The organism is Nocardia jiangsuensis (assembly GCF_042650385.1).
Lineage (GTDB): Bacteria > Actinomycetota > Actinomycetes > Mycobacteriales > Mycobacteriaceae > Nocardia > Nocardia jiangsuensis.
In genome coordinates this window covers 8,125-28,442 of record NZ_JBHSAX010000021.1, presented here as the reverse complement: position 1 = coordinate 28,442, position 20,318 = coordinate 8,125, and the positions used below count along the sequence as shown (strand labels likewise).

Below are 20,318 nucleotides of genomic sequence, written 5' to 3'. Positions count from 1 at the left end.
CGCCGGTGATCAGCACCGTGCCGTCGGTGTTCCACGGCTGCGGGATGGTGAGCACCACCTTGCCGATGTGCCTGGCCTGCTGGACGTAGCGCAGCGCGTCGATCGCGTCGCGGGCGTCCCAGCAGGTCGTCGGCAGCGGGGCGAGCGCACCCGATTCGAACAGTGCGCCCAGCTCGGACAGCATCTGCTGGATCCGATCCAGACCCGCCTCCGCCAAATCGAACTGGCGATACCGCACACCCGGATACCGCTCGGCCACCTCGGCCGGATCCCGGACATCGAGCTTGCCCATATCGACCAACCGGCCACCGTCGCCGAGCATCGACAGCGACTCGTCCAGCAACTCCCCGGTCAGCGAATTCAACACCACATCGACCGCACCCAGCTCACCGGCGAAACCCGGCTCGCGCGACGAAGCGATCCGAGCCACATCCACCGCGGCCCACTTGCCTGGACTCGCGGTCGCGCACACGTCCAGACCCCAATGCCGGGCCAGCTGCGTCGCCGCCATACCGACACCACCGGCCGCGGCGTGGATCAGCAGCCGCTCCCCCGGCCGCACCTGCGCGAGATCCCACAGGCCGTACCAGGCGGTCAGGAACACCACCGGCACCGACGCCGCCTGTGCGAACGTCCATCCCGGCGGCATCCGGGTCACCATGCGCGCGTCCATGACCGCCGTCGGGGCGAAGCCGCTGACGAACATGCCCATCACCCGATCGCCCACCGCGACCCCGGTGACCTCGGCGCCGATCTCCTCCACCACGCCGGCGCCCTCGCTGCCCATGACGGCGGCGCCGGGGTAGACCCCGAGGCCGATCAGCACGTCACGGAAGTTCACGCCCGCTGCCAGCACCCGGACCCGGACATCGCCGGGGCGCACCCCGCCGAGCTCCGCCGGGCGGGCGGCAATGCTCTCCAGCGACCCGTCGCTGCCGCCGCCGATGCACCACTCCGCGCCCCCGAACACAGTCGGCGGGGTGGCGAGCGAGGTGGTTCCGGCAGCGTGACCGCGTCCGATCCTCGGCACCGACAGCTCACCACCGCGCACGGCGACCTGCGCCTGCCCGGACGCTATCGCGGCGACCGGAATGCCGTCGGTGTCGGCATCGATCAACAACACCCGGTCCGGGTTCTCGGTCTGCACCGACCGCACGAAGCCCCAGACCGCAGCCGCGGCCGGGTCGACGGTGTCGGTGGGGCGCACCGCCACGGCATCCCGCGTCAGTACGGCCAGTCGTGTGCTGCCTAGTTCCGCTGCGCCGAGCCAGGATTGGACCACGCTCAGGGTCCGGCGCACGAGCGCGGTGGCGGATTCGGTTCCGCCCGGGATCGTCAGGACGAGCACCTCGGGCGGGGCTGCGACGGCGGCGGCCACGTCGGTGGCGTCGGCGTCCAGCACTGTGTAGTCGATCTCGGCGCCCGGTTCGGGATCGACGGGAGGACTTACCCAGGTGACGGTGTAGAGATCGCGTGCGGCGCCGTCGTCGGCCGTGATGCGCTCGCGGGTGACGGGGCGCAGCGTCAGCCCATCGATGGTGATCACCGGGGCGCCGAGCGGGTCGGTGGCGTGCACCGTCACGGTATCGTTCTCCGTGCGGCGCAGCAGGACCCGCAGCGAGCGGGCGTCGGTGGCGTGCAGCGCGATACCGGTCCAGGCGAAGGGAAGCAGCCCCGCTCCCGCAGGGGTCTCCGCGCCGACCCCGGTGAGCCCGGACGCGTGCAGCGCCGCGTCCAGCAGCGCCGGGTGTACGCCGAAGCCCGCGTCGGCCGCGCCGTCCCGGTCGGGCAGCGCGACCTCGGCGTACACGTCGGGGCCGTGCCGCCAGGCGGCGCGCAGGCCGCGGAAGGCCGGGCCGTACTCCAGCCCGGAATCGGCGAGCCGGTCGTAGAAGTCGTCCAGCGGTACCGGCTCGGCCTCGGCGGGCGGCCACTCGCCGGGCAGGTCGTCGTGTGCTGCCGGGGCCTGCTCCCTGGTCAGGGTTCCGGTGGCGTGCCGGGTCCAGGTGTCGTCGCCGTGCGGGCGGGAGTGGATGTCGATGGTCCGGCCATGGTCGGCGCCGGAGACGACGATCTGCAGGTCCCTGGGCTCGCCGAGCACGAGGGGGGTGTGGATGACGAGTTCGTCCACCCGGTCGTAGCCGATCCGATCGGCGGCGCAGATCGCCAGGTCCACGAAGGCGGTGCCGGGCAGCAGCGCCGATCCCAGCACGGTGTGGTCGAGCACCCAGGCGTGCGTCCGCGCCGAGAGGTGTCCGGTCAGGATGACGGTGTCGGCCTCGGCGAGCGCCACCACCGCGCCGAGTAGCGGGTGCTCGACCGGGTCCAGCCCCAGGCCGGACGCATCCCCCGCGCCCGCCCGGCCCGATTCGAGCCAGTAGCGCCGGTGCTGGAAGGCGTAGGTGGGGAGCTCGACCCAGTGCGGGTCGGTGCCGTGCACGGCGCGCCAGTCGACGGGGGTGCCGGTGACGAAGAGCTGGGCCGCGGCGAGCAGGAGTTGCCGTTGCTCGGGCTGGTCCCGGCGCAGCGTGCCGACGGTGACCGTGCCGGGCAGCACCGGATGCGGGGAGACCTCCACCAGCGTCGTGAGGCCGTCCGCCTGTGCGGCGGTGACCGCGCCGTGGAAATCGACGGTCGCGCGGAGGTTCTCGTACCAGTACTTCGCGTCCATGGCCGTGGTGTCCAGCACGGCGGCGGTGACCGTCGAGTACAGCGGCACCCGGCTCGGGCCGGGCCGCACATCCGACAGCATCTCCGGCAGTTCTTCCCGCAGGGCTTCGACCGCTGGTGAGTGCGAGGCGTAATCGACCGGGAGCCAGCGGGTTCGGACCTCGTCGTCCAGCCCGGCGGCGAACTCCTCGAGGGCTTCCGCGGTGCCGGACAGGACCACTGCGTCCGGGCCGTTCACGGCCGCGATCGAGATGCCGGGCCGTTCCTCGACGGGTGCGGCGACGGACAGCATGGTCCCGCTGCCGCTGAGGGAGCGCAGCGCGGCGCTGCGCAGCGCCACCACCCGGGCACCGTCCTCGAGGCTCAGGGCACCGGCGACGACGGCTGCGGCGATCTCACCCTGCGAATGGCCGATCACCGCGGCCGGACGCACACCACGGGATTCCCAGACCGCCGCGAGCGAGACCATGACCGCCCACAGCACCGGCTGCACCACATCCACCCGCGCGAGTGCGTCCTCGTCACCGAGGGTCTCGCGCAGCGACCACGAAACATGCGGGGCGAGAGCCTCGGCGCATTCGTCCATCCGCGCCGCGAACACCGGCGACGATGCCAGCAGCTCACGGCCCATCCCGGCCCACTGCCCACCCTGACCCGGGAACACGAACACCACACCCGGACCCGGCCGCGCGAACCCGGACACCACCCCGGGATGCGGCAGCCCGGCCGCCGCCGCATCCAACCCGGAGAGCAGCTCCGCGTGATCGGCGCCGACCACGACCACCCGGTCCTCGAACAGCGACCGCGTGGATACCAGCGACCGGGCGACATCGACCGGTGCCGGAGCGGACTCCTCGCGCAGCCGCTCGGCGAGCCGCCCGGCCTGCGCGGCGACCGCCTCCGGCCCCCGGCCGGAGAGCACCAGCGCCACCGGTACGTCGCTGTCCCGTGGGGGTTCCCGCTCGGCGCGGGGCGCCTCCTCCAGGATCACGTGCGCATTGGTGCCGCTGACGCCGAACGAGGAAACGGCGGCCCGGCGCGGATGGCCGTTCACCGGCCAGTCCCGTGCCTCGGTGAGCAGCTCCACCGCCCCGGCGGACCAGTCGACGTGCGGGGTCGGCTCGTCCACGTGCAGCGTCGCCGGCAGCACGCCGTGCCGCAGCGCCATGATCATCTTGATCACCCCGGCGACACCCGCCGCCGCCTGCGCGTGGCCGATATTCGACTTGATCGATCCCAGCCACAGCGGGGCGGTGCGGCCCTGCCCGTAGGTGGCGAGCAGGGCCTGTGCCTCGATGGGGTCGCCGAGCGGGGTGCCGGTGCCGTGCGCCTCCACCGCGTCGATATCGGCGGTGGTCAGCCCGGCGGCGGCAAGGGCCCGGCGGATGACGCGCTGCTGGGAGGGGCCGTTCGGTGCGGTCAGGCCGTTGGAGGCGCCGTCCTGGTTCACCGCGCTGCCGCGCAGCACCGCCAGCACGCGCCTGCCCGCCGCCTCGGCATCGGAGAGCCGTTCCAGCACGAGCACGCCGACGCCCTCGCCCCACGCGGTGCCGTCCGCGCTCTTCGCGAAGGGCTTGCAGCGGGCGTCGGCGGCGAGGCCGCGCTGCCTGCTGAAGTCGACGAAGGCGCCGGGGGTGGCCATCACGGTCACCCCGCCCGCGAGCGCCAGCGAGCACTCCCCGCGGCGCAGCGCCTGGCCGGCGATGTGCATCGTCACCAGCGACGAGGAGCACGCGGTGTCCAGCGTGACGGCGGGGCCTTCGAGCCCGAGCACGTAGGACACCCGGCCGGAGAGCACGCTGGCGGCGTTGCCGGTACCGAGGAAGCCCTCGACGCCGTCCGGCAGGTTCCGGAGCCCGGCGAGGTAGTCGTGGTACGTGACCCCGGAGAAGACGCCGGTATCGGTGCCCTTCAGCGAGGTGGGGTCGATGCCGGAGTTCTCCAGCGCCTCCCAGCTCGTTTCGAGCATCAGCCGCTGCTGCGGGTCCATCGCCAGCGCCTCGCGCGGCGAGATGCCGAAGAAGCCGGCGTCGAAATCGCCCGCTTCGTGCAGGAATCCGCCTGCCCCGGTGTAGGAGGTGCCGCGGCTGTCCGGATCCGGGTCGAAGAGCGCCTCGACGTCCCAGCCGCGATCGGTGGGGAAATCGGTGATCGCGTCGCCGCCCGCGACGACGTAGCGCCACAGCTGTCCGGGGTCGGTGACGCCGCCGGGGAACCGGCACGCCATCCCGACCACCGCGATGGGTTCGGTGCTCCGGTGCAGGAGCTCGGCCTTCTCGTCCTTCAGCGACCGGATCTCCTTGAGGGAATCCCGCAGCGCCTCGATCAGCTCGTTCGCATCCATGGTCATTCCGCTTCCCGGCCGTCCAGCGCGAAATCGCGCTCGATCCTGTTTCGTCGAACCATCTCCAGCAGCCCCGCGGTATCGAGGTCGTCGATCTCGGCGCCCGCCTCGGCGGCGGCGTCGCGGGCCGAATCCAGCACCCGCATGACGAAGGCGACCACGCCGGACTCCCGGAGCTGCTCGTAGCCGACCTGTTCCAGCGCCGATCGGAACGCGCTCTCGTCGATCTCCGCGGCCTCGGTCCGATCGCCACCGAGCAGCGCGTCGAGCAGGTGGTCCGCGATGTCCCGCGCGGTGGGGTAGTCGAAGACCAGGGTGGCCGGGAGGCCGAGCCCGGTCTCCGTGTTCAGCCGGTTCCGTAGTTCGACGGCGGTGAGCGAGTCGAGGCCGAGTTCGCGGAACGACCGCGCTTCGCCGATCTCCCGGTGGTCCCGGTGGCCGAGCACGGCCGCTACCTGATTCCGGACCAGGTCGAGCAGCAGCGGGGCGCGCTCCGCCTCCGGCAGCGCCGTCAGCCGCTCCACCAGCCCCGACCGGGCGGTCACGATGCCCGGGCCCGGCTCGTCGGCGGCGGCGAGCAGCGCCGCCACCTCGGGCAGGTCGCGCAGGAACGGGCGGGGCCGGGCGAAGGCGTAGACCGGGTAGAAGCGGGACCAGTCCATTTCCGCCACGGTGACGGTGGTCTCCCCGGCGCCGAGCGCGTACTCCAGCGCGCGGATCGCCGACTCCGGTGCCAGCAGCGGCATTCCGCGGTCGCTGAGCCGCTCCTGCTGGCCCTCCCTGCGGTCGACCATGCCGCCGTCGGCCCACGGGCCCCAGGCGATCGCCGTGGTGGGCAGCCCGCGCCGCTCGCGGTACTCGGCGAGCGCGTCGAGGTAGGCGTTGGCCGCCGAGTAGGCGCCCTGGCCGCCGCCGCCCCACACCCCCGCTGCGGAGGAGAACAGCACCAGCCGGGGTGGCGTCGCGAGCGCGCCGAGCGCATCGTGCAGCACGGCCGCACCGCCCGCCTTGGCCGCGGTGACCGCGGCCAGCCCCGCGCCGTCCAGCTCGTCGAGCCCGGCCATGGTGCCGACGCCCGCGGTGTGCACCACCAGGGTCAGGGGATGCTCCGCCGGGATACCGGCGAGCACCGCGGCCACAGCCGCCGGGTCGGTGACATCGCAGCGCAACATGTCTGCTTCCGTTCCCGCGCCGCGCAATTCGTCGAGCAGGGCACCGGCGCCTGCGGCGTCGGGTCCGCTGCGGGAGAGCAGCACCAGCCGCTGCGCGCCGCCCGCCGCCGCCCAGCGGGCGACGTGCGCGCCGAGTGCGCCGGTGCCACCGGTGATCAGCACCGTGCCCGTGATGCCGGCCTCCCCGGCGGGGCCGGTGGCCGCGGGCGCCAGCCTGCGCAGGAAAGCGCCCGCCGAGCGGATGGCCACCTGATCCTCCGCGCCCGCACCGGACAGCGCCTCGCACAGCGCCTGCTCCGCGCGGGCGTCCATCACCTCGGGCAGGTCGATCAGCCCGCCCCAGCGGTCCGGGTATTCGAGCGCCGCGACCCGGCCCAGCCCCCACACCATCGCCTGGGTCGGCGATTCCACCGCCTCGGACGGCCCCACCGCGACCGCGCCGCGCGTCACCGACCACAGCGGTGCGGATATCCCGGCGTCGCCGAGCCCCTGGATCAGGGCCAGGGTGGCGGCGGGCCCGCCGGTTCCGGCATCCGCAAGATCGAGCAGGGAGAGGACTCCGGCAATCGCGGGGTCGGCGATGTCGGCGAGCCGTGCCGCCCACTGCTCACGGTCCGAACTGCTCTTCAGCACAACGGTATTCGCCCCGCTCGCGGTGAGGGCGCGGTCGCACGCGGTCACCAGCGGGTCGTTCGCGGCGGCGACGATCAACCAGGTGCCGGTGAGCCGGCCGCGGCCGAGCGGCGCGGTCGCGGGGCTCCACTCGACCCGGTAGCGCCAGGAGTCGATGACGGACCGCGCCCGGCGGGCGGTGCGCCAGGCCGACAGTGCCGCGAGTACCGGCGCCGGATCCGTGCCGGAGGGCAGCGGGGCGAGCTGCTCGACGTCGCCGGATTCGACCAGGCGCCAGAACTCCGCGTCCACGCCGTCGGTCGCTTGCGGCTCGGCGACCGGGTCGGCCTCGACCCAGTAGCGGCGGCGCTGGAACGCGTAAGTGGGCAGGGGAACGCGGCGCACGCCCGGGCCCGCGGTGATCGCGGCCCAGTCGACGTCGGCGCCCGCGGTGAAGATCCGGGCCACCCCGGTCAGCACCGCCGCCGCCTCGTTCTCGCCCCGCAGCAACCCCGCCGCGACGCCCTCGTGCACCAGGCTCGCCAGACCGCCGTCGCCGAGCTCGAGGTAGTGCGCGACCCCGCGATCGGCGAGGTGGCTGAGGGCGCGGCCGAACCGGACGCTCTCGCGCACGTGCCGCACCCAGTACTCCGGGGAGGTGGCCTGCTCGGCCGTCAGCGGCTCCCCGGTGCTGTCGGAGATCACCGGGATCAGCGGCGCGGAGAGCTCGATCTGCGACAGGACCTCACGGAACTCGTCGAGCATGGGATTCATGCGCGCGCTGTGGAAGGCGTGGGAGACCGGGAGGCGCTTGGTCCGGTGGCCCGCCGCGAGCCAGTACCCGGCAACCTCGGTGACGGCGTCCTCGTTACCTGAGATCACCACCGCGTCAGCGGCATTCACCGCCGCCACCGACACCGCACTGCAGTCCGCCAGTACCAGCCCGATCGAATCGAGCACCTCCTGTTCCCCCGCCCGGATCGACACCATCGCACCGCCACCGGGCAACTCCTGCATCAACCGGCCGCGCTCGGCCACCACCCGCGCGGCATCCGGCAACGACATCACCCCCGCCACATGCGCGGCGGCCAGGCCACCGATCGAATGCCCGAGCACGTAATCGGGGGCGATCGACCAGGATTCGAGCAACCGGAACAACGCGACCTCGACCGCGAACAGCGCCTGCTGGGTGTAGCGGGTCTCGTTCAGCAGGACCGGATCGTTGTCGATCACGTCCCGCAAGGACTCGTCCAGGTACCCGCACACCTCGTCCAGGGCATCGGCGAAGACCGGGTACGTGGCCGCGAGTTCCCGGCCCATACCCACCCGCTGCGAACCCTGCCCGCCGAACAGGAAGGCGATACCGGAACCCTCGGCGACAGAACCGGACACCACACCCGGGTGCGGCTCCCCCGCGGCCACGGCGGCCAATCCGGCCAGCATCGTGGCGCGATCGTCCCCCACGATCACCGCGCGGTCCTCGAACACCGATCGCGTGGACGCCAGCGACCAGGCGATATCCGCGGCCGACGGCTCCGGCCGGGCCCGCAGCCACTCCCCGAGCCGCGCAGCCTGCCCGGCGACCGCCTCCGGCCCGCGGCCGGACACCACCCACGCCGCAGGCGTCCCGGGCACCGCCTCGGTGGCCGGGGGCGCCGGATCCTCGGGCGCCTGCTCCAGGATCAGGTGGGCATTGGTGCCGCTGATCCCGAACGAGGAGACCGCCGCGCGCCGCGGATGGCCGTTGCCCGGCCACTCCCGCGCCGTGGTCAGCAGTTCGATCGCCCCGGACGCCCAGTCGACGTGCGGTGTCGGCTCGGCCACGTGCAGCGTCGGCGGCAGCACCCGGTGCCGCAGGGCCATGATCATCTTGATCACCCCGGCGACCCCCGCCGCGGCCTGGGTGTGGCCGATATTCGACTTCACCGACCCCAGCCACAGCGGTTCCGAACGGTCCTGCCCATAGGTGGCCAACAGTGCTTGCGCCTCGATGGGGTCACCCAGCGCGGTACCGGTGCCGTGCGCCTCGACCACGTCCACCTCGGCACCGGTCAAACCGCCGGCGGCCAGCGCCTGGCGGATCACCCGCTGCTGGGACGGGCCGTTCGGCGCGGTCAGCCCGTTGGAGGCGCCGTCCTGATTCACCGCGCTGCCACGCAGCACCGCGAGCACCGGGTGGCCGTTCGCCCGCGCGTCCGAGAGCCGCTCCAGCACCACCACACCGACGCCCTCGGCCGGGCCGAAGCCGTCGGCGGCGGCATCGAAGGCCTTGCACCGCCCGTCCACGGCCAGCCCGCGCTGCCGGCTGAAATCGACGAAGGTGCCGGGCGTCGCCATCACCGTGGCCCCGCCCGCCAGCGCCAGCGAGCACTCCCCCGCCCGCAGCGCCTGCCCGGCCCAGTGCAGCGCCACCAGCGACGACGAACACGCCGTATCCACCGTCACCGCGGGGCCCTCCAGCCCGAGGGCGTAGGAGATGCGGCCGGAGAAGACGCTGGCGGCATTGCCGGTCATGAGGTAGCCGCCCGCGTCCTGCAGCACGTGCTGCACGACCGCCGCGTAGTCCTGGCCGTTGGTTCCGGCGAAGACGCCGACATCGCCGCCCCGCAACGACTTCGGGTCGATGCCGACGCTCTCGATCGCCTCCCAGCTGGTCTCGAGCAGCAGCCGCTGCTGGGGGTCCATGGCCAGCGCCTCGCGCGGGGAGATCTCGAAGAAGGCCGCGTCGAACTGCCCCGCCTCGTGCAGGAATCCGCCCTCGCGGGTGTAGGAGCTGCCGGGCCGATCGGGATCGGGGTCGTACAGGCCGCGCAGGTCCCAGCCGCGATCCGCGGGCAACGTGCTGATGGCGTCCCCGCCGTCGAGCACCAGCTGCCACAGCTGCTCCGGATCGGTGACGCCGCCGGGGAACCGGCAGGCCATACCCACCACGGCCAGCGGCACGTCGGCGGTGGCCGAAGCGCGCACGGTGCCGGTGGCCGCCACCGGGGTGCCGAGGAGTTCGAGCACGTGCCGGGCGATGGCCTCGATGGTCGGGTAGTCGAAGACGAGCGTGGCGGGCAGGGTCAGGCCGGTCGCGGCGTTCAGCCGGTTCCGCAGCTCCACCGCGGTCACCGAGTCGAACCCCATCTCGTTGAAGGCGCGGCCGAGCACCACGTCACGCGGGTTCTCGTGCCCCAGCACCGCCGCGACGTGCGCCCGCACCAGCTCGACCACGGTGCGGCGCTGCTCCGCCCCCGGCCGCCCGGCGAGCCGATCGGCCAGCGCCGACCTGGCCTCCGGCTCCAGCGCCGCGAGCTCGCCGGCCTGCTCCCGGACGGCGGGGATCTCGTCGAAGAGCGGGTTGCGCCGCTCGGCATTGGTCGCGACCCAGAACTTCTTCCAGGCGATATCAGCCACCAGGACGTCGGTGCCGGCCGTGCCGCGCCAGGCCTCCAGCGCGGCGGCCGGATCGAGCGGGGGCACACCGTGCCGGACGAAGGTCTCGAACGCCGCTGTCCCGCGGGTGATCTCGCCGGTGTGCCAGGGGCCCCAGGCGATGGTGGTCGCGGGCAGGCCGTCACCGCGGCGGTAGGCGGCCAGCGCGTCCACGCAGGCATTGGCCAGTGCGTCGGCGCCGCGCCCGGGCGAGCCGAGCACCGCGGCGAGCGAGGAGAACAGCACGAACGAGCGCGGCTCGAGCCCACCGGTGAGTTCGTGCAGGTTCCACGCCCCCTCGACCTTGGCCCGCAGGGAGTGCCGCACACTCTCCGGGGTCAGCGCGTCCACCGGGCCGTCGCCGTGCGCTCCGGCCGCGTGCACGACCGCGGTCAGCGGGCGTTCGGCCGGGATGGCGGCGAGCACCCCGGCGAGGGCCGCGCGGTCCGCGATATCGCAGGCGACGACCTCGACCCGGTCGTCTCCGGCGAACGGGCCCTCCGGGTCGGCGCCGCCTCGGGTCAGGACGAGCACGTGCCGGGCGCCGCGCTCCAGATGCAGGCGCACGATGTGGCTGCCGAGCGCGCCGGTGCCGCCGGTGACCAGCACGGTCCCGTCCGGATCGGGCTCCGGGTCGACCGGGCGCGCCACGGCGGACGCCGGGAGCAGGCGGCGGCGGAGGACGCCCGCCGAACGGACGGCCAGCTGGTCCTCGCCGTCGGCGGCGGTGACCAGCAGCGACACCAGCCGCCAGGTGCCCTCGTCCAGGGTCTCGGGCAGGTCGATCAGCCCGCCCCAGCGGCCGGGGTGTTCGAGCGCGGTGACCCGGCCCAGCCCCCACAGCGCCGCCTGCAGCGGCCTGCGCGGCACGTCGGCCGGGCCGGTCGAGACGGCGCCGCGGGTCAGGAACCACAGCGGTGCCGTGATCCCGGCATCGCCGAGGCCCTGGATCACCGCGACAGCGGCGTGCGGATCCGCGGAGTCTGCCGTCAGCGCCAGCACGCCGGAGAGCGGTTCCGCCGCGACAGTTTCGAGAATGGAGCGCCAGCTCGCGCGGTCGGCGCCGGGTGCGGCGGTCACGGTGGCCGCGCCGAGTGCTTCGAGCGCGGCCGCGCAGCCGGTGCTGTCGCCGCCGTCCGGGGTGAGCAGCAGCCAGGTGCCTGCGGGCCGGGGCGCGTCGGTGACGGTGTGCGGTTTCCAGGTGACGTGGTAGCGCCAGGATTCGGCCCTGGCGCGGGCGTCGCGCCGCTCCCGCCAGGCGGCGAGCTCGGGCAGCACCGATTCCCAGGCTCCGGCGGTGCCGGCGCCGGTGGCGATGGTGCGGCTCAGCTCGTCGGGGTCGCCGCGCTCGACCAGCTGCCAGAACTGCTCGTCGAGGGCGTCCCGGCGCGGCTCGGTTCCGGTCTCCAGCCAGTAGCGGCGGTGCCGGAAGGCGTAGGTGGGCAGCTCGATCCGGCGCCCGCCGGGGTGCAGCCCCGCCCAGTCGACGGCGATGCCGGTGACGAACAGCTGCGCGGCCGCGGCCAGCAGCTGCCGCCGCTCGGGCTGGTCGCGCCGGAGCGAGCCCGTCGCGACGCCGGCGCTCTCGTTCGCGTCCAGCGTCTCCTGCACGGCGGCGGTGAGCACCGGGTTCGGCGAGATCTCCAGGAAGCCGGTGATGCCGTCGCCGAGCGCGGCGGTGACCGCGCCGTGGAAGGCGACGGTGGCGCGCAGGTTCTCGTACCAGTAGTGCCCGGTCATGGCGGTGGTGTCCAGCAGGCCCGCGGTCACCGTCGAGTAGACCGGCACCCGGCCCTCCCCTGCGGTGATCCCGGCCAGCGTCCCGGCCAGTTCCCCCCGGAGCACCTCGACGGCGCGCGAGTGCGAGGGGTAGTCGACCGGGAGCCACCGGGTCCGGACCTGCTCGCCCAGCAGGCCCGCGATCCGCTCGAGGGCATCGCGCGGACCGGAGAGCACCACCGAGGTGGGGCCGTTCACCGCCGCGACCGCGACCCGCTCGGCGGCGAGGTCGTCGGCGAACCGTTCCCCGACCTCGGCGGCGGGCAGCGCGACCGACAGCATGGTGCCGGTACCGCTCAGCGAGCGCAGCGCGGCACTGCGCAGCGCCACCACCCCGGCACCGTCCGCCAGGCTCAGCACCCCCGCGACGACGGCGGCCGCGATCTCGCCCTGCGAGTGGCCGATCACCGCGGCGGGTGCGACGCCCCGCGCCTCCCACACCGCGGCGAGCGACACCATCACGGCCCACAGCACGGGCTGTACGACGTCGACCCGCGCCAGCGCCTCCTCGTCACCGAGGACCTCGCGCAGCGACCAGGAGACGTGCGGGGCGAGGGCCTCGGCGCACTCGTCCATCCGCGCGGCGAAGATCGGCGACGACGCCAGCAGCTCACGGCCCATCCCCACCCACTGGCCGCCCTGGCCCGGGAAGACGAACGCCACACCGGAACCCGGGCTCACGGAGCCGGACACCACGGTTGCATGCGGGGCACCGGTGGCAACGGCATCGAGCCCGGCGAGCAGTTCGGCGCCGTCCGCACCGATCACCACCGCGCGGTCCTCGAACACCGCGCGGGTCGCCGCCAGCGACCAGCCGATATCGGTGATGCCCCGCGGGGTGGCGGCGAGCTCGGGCCGCGCGCGGAGCCGTCCGGCCAGCCGGGCCGCCTGGGCGGCGACCGCGTCCTGGCCGCGGCCGGAGAGCACCCAGGCCACCGGCGCGCCGGTTCCGGTGTCGTCCGGCCGGTCCTCGACGGGCGCGTCGGCCTGCTCGAGCACGAGGTGCGCATTGGTGCCGCTGATCCCGAAGGAGGAGACGGCGGCGCGGCGCGGACGATCGCCGACCGGCCACTCCCGTCCGGCGGCCAGCAGTTCGACCGCCCCGGCGGACCAGTCGACGTGCGGCGTCGGCTCGGCCACGTGCAGGGTCCGGGGCATGCGGCCGTGCCGCATGGCCAGCACCATCTTGATCACCCCGGCCACCCCGGCGGCGGCCTGGGTGTGGCCGATATTCGACTTCACCGACCCCAGCCACAGCGGTTCCGAACGGTCCTGCCCATAGGTGGCCAACAGTGCTTGCGCCTCGATGGGGTCACCCAGCGCGGTACCGGTGCCGTGCGCCTCGACCACGTCCACCTCGGCACCGGTCAAACCGCCGGCGGCCAGCGCCTGGCGGATCACCCGCTGCTGGGACGGGCCGTTCGGCGCGGTCAGCCCGTTGGAGGCGCCGTCCTGATTCACCGCGCTGCCACGCAGCACCGCGAGCACCGGGTGGCCGTTCGCCCGTGCGTCCGAGAGCCGCTCCAGTACCACCACACCGACGCCCTCGGCCGGGCCGAAGCCGTCGGCGGCGGCGTCGAAGGACTTGCACCGCCCGTCCGCGGCGAGCCCCTGCTGCCTGCTGAAATCCACGAAGGTGCCCGGCGTGGTCATCACGGTGACCCCACCGGCCAGCGCGAGCGAGCATTCGCCACCGCGCAGCGCCTGCGCGGCCAGGTGGATCGCCACCAGCGAGGACGAGCACGCGGTGTCCACGGTCATCGCCGGACCCTGCAACCCGAGCACGTAGGCCAACCGGCCGGAGACCACGCTGGCCGAAGCGCCGATTCCGAGCAGCCCCTCCAGACCGTCGGGAACCGAGCGCAGCCGGGCGGCATGGTCGTGGTAGGTCACCCCGGCGAACACCCCGGTATCGCTGTCGCGCAACGACTTCGGATCGACACCGGCGCTCTCCAGCGCCTCCCAGCCGACCTCGAGCATCAACCGCTGCTGCGGATCCATGGCCAGCGCCTCGCGCGGCGAGATCCCGAAGAACCCGGCATCGAAATCACCGGCGTCGTGCAGGAAGCCGCCCTCGCGGGTGTAGGAGGTGCCCGCGCTGTCCGGGTCGGGGTCGTAGATGCCGTCGATGTCCCAGCCCCGGTCGTCCGGCAGCACGGTGATCGCGTCCCCGCCCTCGGCCACCAGCCCCCAGAGCTGCTCCGGGGTGGCGACGCCGCCGGGGAACCGGCACGCCATCCCCACCACCGCGACGAGGTCGCCACCGATCCCGGCGGTGGCGGGACCGGCTGCGGCGGTGGCCGTTCCCGGCAGCACGGTGCGCAGCAGGTAGCCGGTGACGGCGTCGGGTGTCGGGTAGTCGAAGACCAGGGTCGACGGCAGCGTGACGCCGGCGCTTCCGGCCAGCCGGTTGCGGAACTCCACCGCGGTCAGTGAGTCGAAACCCAGGTCGCGGAAGGCCCGGTCGGCGCCGATGCCGGTGGCGTCGGTGTAGCCGAGGACGGTGGCGGTGTGCGCGCGGACCAGGTCGAGGACGTGGCGGTGGCGCCGGTCGTCGCTCAGCGTCGCCAACCGGTCGGCCAGGGTGTCGCCTGCCACCCGGTCGCTCGCGGTGCGCCGGGCGGGGGCGCGCACCAGGTCACGCAGCAGCGGGTGGACCGTTCCGGCGCGCAGCGCGCGGTGGTCGAGGCCGATCGCCAGCGGGGCGGGGTCGGCCGCGGTCGCGGCGATATCGAAGAGCGCGAGCCCCCTGGCGGTGGAGAGGGCGCGGACGCCGCCGCGGGTCATGCGGGCGTGGTCGGTCTCGGTCAGCGCGCCGGTCATCTCGCTGGCCTGCTCCCAGAGCCCCCAGCCGATCGAGACGGCCGGAAGGCCCTGCGCGCGGCGCGCGGTGGCGAGCGCGTCCAGGTAGGCGTTGGCGGCCGCGTAGTTGGCCTGGCCGGCGTTGCCGAATGTCGCTGCGGCGGAGGAGAACAGGACGAAGCCCGCCAGCGGCCGGTCACGGGTGAGCTCGTGCAGGTGCCGGGCGGCGTCGGCCTTGGCGGCCAGCACGGCTTCGATCCGCTGCGGGGTCAGCGACTCGACCACGCCGTCGTCCAACACTCCGGCCGCGTGCACGACCGCCGTCAGCTCCGGGATCCCTGCCAGCAGCGCGGCGACGGCATCCCGGTCGGTGAGATCGCAGGCCACAGCCTCGGCGCGCGCACCGGCTTCCGTCAGCTCGGCTACCAGTTCCGCGGCGCCCGGTGCCTCGGCACCGCGGCGGCTGGTCAGCACCACGCTGTGCGCGCCCGCCGCCACCAGGTGCCGGGCCAGTGCCGTGCCCAGCACGCCGGTGCCGCCGGTGACGAGCACCGTGCCCGCCGGATCCCACGGCTGCGGGATCGTCAGGACGACCTTGCCGATGTGCCTGGCCTGCTGCAGGAATCGCAGCGCCCCGATCGCTTCGCGCGCGTCCCAGCAGGTCACCGGCAGCGGCGACAGCGCACCGGTGCCGAAGAGCTCACCCAGCTCGCGCAGCATCTGCTGGATGCGGTCCAGCCCGGCCTCGGCGAGGTCGTACTGCCGGTACCGCACCCCGGGCCACCGCTCGGCGACCTCGTCCGGGTCGCGGACATCGAGCTTGCCCATGTCGATCAGGCGGCCGCCGGGGCCGAGCATGGACAGCGACTCGTCCAGGAGTTCGCCGGTCAGCGAGTTCAGCACCACGTCGACGCCGCCGAGCCGGTCGGCGAAGCCCGGCTCCCGCGAGGAGGCCATGTGCTCGTCCGGGATTCCGGCTGCCCGCAGCTCCGGCCACTTGCCGTGGCTCGCGGTCGCGCGGACGTCGAGGCCCCAGTGCCTGGCCAGTTGCAGCGCCGCCATTCCCACCCCGCCGGCGGCGGCGTGGACCAACAGCGTCTCGCCCGCCGTGACGCGGGCCAGATCCCGCAGGCCGTACCAGGCGGTGAGGAACACCACCGGCACCGAGGCCGCCTGCGCGAACGTCCACCCGGCGGGCACGGCGGTCACCATGCGCCGATCCACGATCACGCTGGGCGCGAATCCGCCGACGAACAGTCCCATCACCCGATCGCCCACCGCGGCCCCGGTGACCCCGGGGCCGACCTCGGTCACCACACCGGCGCCCTCGCTGCCGAGCCCGGCATCGCCGGGGTAGACGCCGAGCCCGATGAGCACGTCCCGGAAGTTCACCCCGGACGCCAGCACCCGGATCCGGAGCTGCCCCGGCGCGAGCGGCTCCGGCGGCGCGACGGTGACGGCCACGCTCTCCAGCGATCCGTCCGTGCCGCCGCTGATCCGCCAGTCGGCGCCGTCGAACACCCCGGCGCCGGGCAGCGCGAGCCCCGGCTCCGCGCCACGCACCACACGCGGCCGCCACACCACCGCGGCGCGCAGCGCGACCTGCGGTTCACCCGAGGTCGCCGCGGCGAGCAGCGCCGGGCCGTCACCGGGGGCGTCGGTATCGATGAGCACCACGCGGTCCGGGTTCTCGGTCTGCACCGAGCGCACGAAGCCCCAGACCGCGGCCCGCACCGGATCGACCGGGTCGCCGGGCCGCACCGCCACCGCGGCCGTGGTCAGCACCACCAGGGACAGCTCGGCGGCCCGCAACCCCTCCCGCATCTGCTCGAGCACCCAGCACACGAGGTCGGTCGCGCTCGTCTCGGCGGGCACCGCGGTGAGATCGAGAATCAGCAGCTCCGGCGAGTCGGCGGCGGGCGCGGCGGGTACCCGGGAAGTGTTGTTACCGGGCTGCCGGACCTCGTACGAAACCGGTTCGCCCGTTGGGGCTTCGACGGAGAGCGGGGTCCATTCGAGAACGTGCAGGTCGCGGAGGCCGACCCGGGTGACCTGGTCGCGGGCGGCGGGCCGGAAGGTCAGCCCCTCGATGGCGACGACCGGCGCGCCGGTCGGATCGGCGGCGGTCAGCGTCACCGTGTCGCCGCCGATTTCGGCGCGGCGCAACCGCACCCGGAGCGCGCGGGCGTCGGTGGCGTACAGCTCGATGCCGGTCCACGAGAAGGGCAGCAACCCCGGCGCACCGGCCCCGGTGAACCCCACGGCATGCAGCGCGGCATCCAGGACGGCCGGGTGGATACCGAAACCGGTAGCGGCGTCGGGTAGTTCGACCTCGGCGTAGGTCTCGTCCCCGGCCTGCCAGACGGCGCGCAGGCCGCGGAAGGCGGGGCCGTAGTCGAGCCCGGCGGCGGCGAGGTCGTCGTACAGCCCGTCGATCGGCACCGGCGCCGCGCCGGGCGGCGGCCACGGCAGGTCGAGCGCGGGTGGTTCGGTGCCGCCTGGCGCCAGGGATCCGGTGGCGTGCCGGATCCAGGGCCGGTCCGCGGCGCCGTCCTCGCCGGGGCGCGAGTAGATGTCGAAGGTCCTGGCCTCGGCGGTGGCGACGACGAGCTGGAGTTCGGTGGCCTCGCCCAGCACCAGCGGGGTGTGGATGATCAGCTCCTCGACCCTGCCGTACCCGATCCGGTCCGCCGCGTGCAGTGCCAGCTCCACGAAGGCGGTGCCGGGGAGCAGCGTCGCATCCATGACCCGGTGATCGGCGGCCCACGGGTGGGTGCCGTGCGCGAGGCGGCCGGTGAGGATGACGGTGCCCGCCTCGGCCACCTCCACCACCGCATCGAGCAGGGGGTGCGGTGCTCCGCCGGGGGCGGAGGTGCCGGAATCGAGCCAGAAGCGCTGGTGCTGGAACGCGTAGGTGGGCAGGGGGATCTGTCGTCCGCCGAAGTTCCAGTCGATCGGGGTGCCGGTGACGTACAGTTCCGCCGCCGATTGCAGGAACTGGCGCTGCTCGGGCTGATCACGGCGCAGGGTGCCCACGGTGACCGTGCCCGGGAGTACCGGGTGCGGAGAAACCTCCACCAGCTTGGTCAGGCCGTCTGCGCGCGCGGCGGTGACCGCGCCGTGGAAATCGACGGTGGTGCGCAGGTTCTCGTACCAGTACCCGGCATTCATCGTCGCGGTGTCGATGCGGCCGGCAGTGACCGTCGAATACAGCGGCACCCGGCCCGGGCCGGGTCGTATGCCCGTCAGCGTTCGCGTGAGTTCCGCGCGCAGGACTTCCACTGCGGGTGAGTGCGAGGCGTAATCGACCGGGAGCCACCGGGTTCGCACGTCGGCATCCAGCTCGGCCGCGAACGCCTCGAGCGCTTCCCTCGTTCCGGAGAGGACTACCGAGTCGGGGCCGTTGACGGCGGCGATCGAGATCCCGTGGCGTTCCTCCACCGGAGCGGCGACGGACAGCATGGTCCCGCTGCCACTCAGCTCGCGCAGCGCGGCGCTGCGCAATGCCACCACGCGAGCACCGTCCTCGAGACTCAGGGCACCGGCGACGACGGCGGCGGCGATCTCGCCCTGCGAATGACCGATCACCGCAACCGGTTCGACGCCCCGCGATTCCCAGACCGCGGCGAGTGAGACCATGACCGCCCACAGCACCGGCTGCACGACATCCACTCGCGCCAGCGCATCTTCATCGGAGAGAACATCCCGCAGCGACCAGGACACGTGCGGGGCAAGGGCCTCGGCGCATTCGTCCATCCGCGCCGCGAACACCGGTGAGGACGCCAGCAGCTCGCAACCCATCCCGGCCCACTGACCACCCTGGCCGGGGAACACGAACACGACACCCGAACCGGGACCGGCCGTGCCGGTGACGACGCCGGGGTGCGGAAGATCGGCAGCCGCCGCATCCAACCCGGACAGCAACGCCTCGCGGTCCGCACCGACCACGACCACGCGGTCCTCGAGCGCCGACCGCGTCGCCACCAGCGAGCCCGCCACATCCACCGGCGCCAGCTCCGGACGCTCCCGCACCCACTCCGCCAACCGGCCCGCCTGCGCCGCGACCGCATCCCGGCCCCGGCCCGAAACCACCCATGCCACCGGCCCCTGAGCCTCGACCGGCTCGACCTCGTCGACCTCCGGCGCCTGCTCCAGGATCACGTGCGCATTCGTGCCACTGATCCCGAACGACGAGACAGCGGCCCGCCGCGGATGCCCCGTCGCGGGCCATTCCCGAGCCGCGGTCAGCAACTCCACCGCCCCGGCCGCCCAATCCACCTGTGGTGTCGGCTCGTCCACGTGCAGCGTCGCAGGCATCACCCCGTGCCGCAGCGCCTGCACCATCTTGATCACACCCGCGACGCCGGCGGCGGCCTGCGTGTGCCCGATGTTCGACTTGATCGAGCCCAGCCCGAGCGGAAAGTCGCGGTCGCGCCCGTAGGTGGCCAGCAGGGCATGGGCCTCGATGGGATCGCCGAGCGACGTCCCGGTGCCGTGCGCCTCCACCAGATCCACGTCCGCGGCGCTGAGCCCGGCGGCGGCCAGCGCCTGCCGGATCACCCGCTGCTGCGCCGGGCCGTTGGGCGCGGTGAGCCCGCTGGAGGCGCCGTCCTGGTTGACGGCGCTGCCGCGCAGCAGGGCCAGGACGCGATGTCCCTTGGCCCTGGCGTCGGAGAGCCGTTCCAGCACGACGACGCCGACGCCCTCACCCCAGCCGGTGCCGTCGGCGGCGCCCGCGAAGGATTTGCACCGGCCGTCGGCGGCGAGGCCGCGCTGGCGGCTGAAATCGACGAAGGTGGCGGGGGTCGCCATGACCGTCACCCCACCGGCCAGCGCCAGCGAGCACTCGCCGCGGCGCAGCGCCTGCGCGGCCAGGTGCAGGGCCACCAGCGACGACGAGCAGGCGGTGTCCAGGGTGACCGCGGGCCCCTCCAGGCCGAGGGTGTAGGCGAGCCGGCCGGAGAGCACGCTCGCGGCATTGCCGGTCCCGAGGAAGCCGTCGACACCGTCGGGCACCGAGTGCAGCCGCGACGAGTAGTCGTGATACATCAGCCCGGCGAAGACGCCGGTATCGCTGCCCTGCAGCGATTTCGGTGCGATCCCGGCGCTCTCGACCGCCTCCCAGCCGGTCTCCAGCAGCAGCCGCTGCTGCGGGTCCATGGCCAGTGCCTCGCGCGGCGAGATATTGAACAGCGCCGGATCGAAGAGGGCGGCGTCGTGCAGGAATCCGCCCTCGCGGGTGTAGGAGGTGCCCGCGTGCTCGGGGTCCGGGTCGTAGAGCGCGTCCAGTTCCCAGCCGCGGTCGGCCGGGAACTCGCCGATCCCGTCGCCGCCGTCGGCCACCAGCCGCCACAGCTCGTCCGGCGTGCGGACGCCGCCCGGGTAGCGGCAGGCCATGCCGACCACGGCGAGCGGCTCCTGCGCCGCCGCGACCACGTCGTCGAGCCGCTTGCGGGTGTCCATCAGCTCGGCGGTGACTTCCTTGAGGAAGCGGCGAAGTTTGTCCTCGGTACTCATGATCG

General features: G+C 73.9%; 2 protein-coding genes. Both read right to left on the bottom strand.

The window, feature by feature from the left end; all coding sequences use genetic code 11:
- Positions 1-5,020: beta-ketoacyl synthase N-terminal-like domain-containing protein (locus ACFO0B_RS26070; RefSeq protein ID WP_378615335.1), on the bottom strand; the 5,020-nt coding region annotated here is incomplete at its 3' end.
- On the bottom strand, positions 5,017-20,313 hold the full coding sequence (locus tag ACFO0B_RS26065) for a type I polyketide synthase (protein WP_449289806.1): 15,297 nt from the start codon (positions 20,311-20,313) through the stop codon (positions 5,017-5,019). The genes ACFO0B_RS26065 and ACFO0B_RS26070, both read right to left, overlap by 4 nt.
- Positions 20,314-20,318: the final 5 nt, after the last annotated feature.

What these genes read in the sequence shown, in the direction of transcription:
- ACFO0B_RS26065 (WP_449289806.1), bottom strand. Translation starts at nt 20,313, where the DNA reads ATGAGTACCGAGGACAAACTTCGCCGCTTCCTCAAGGAAGTCACCGCC.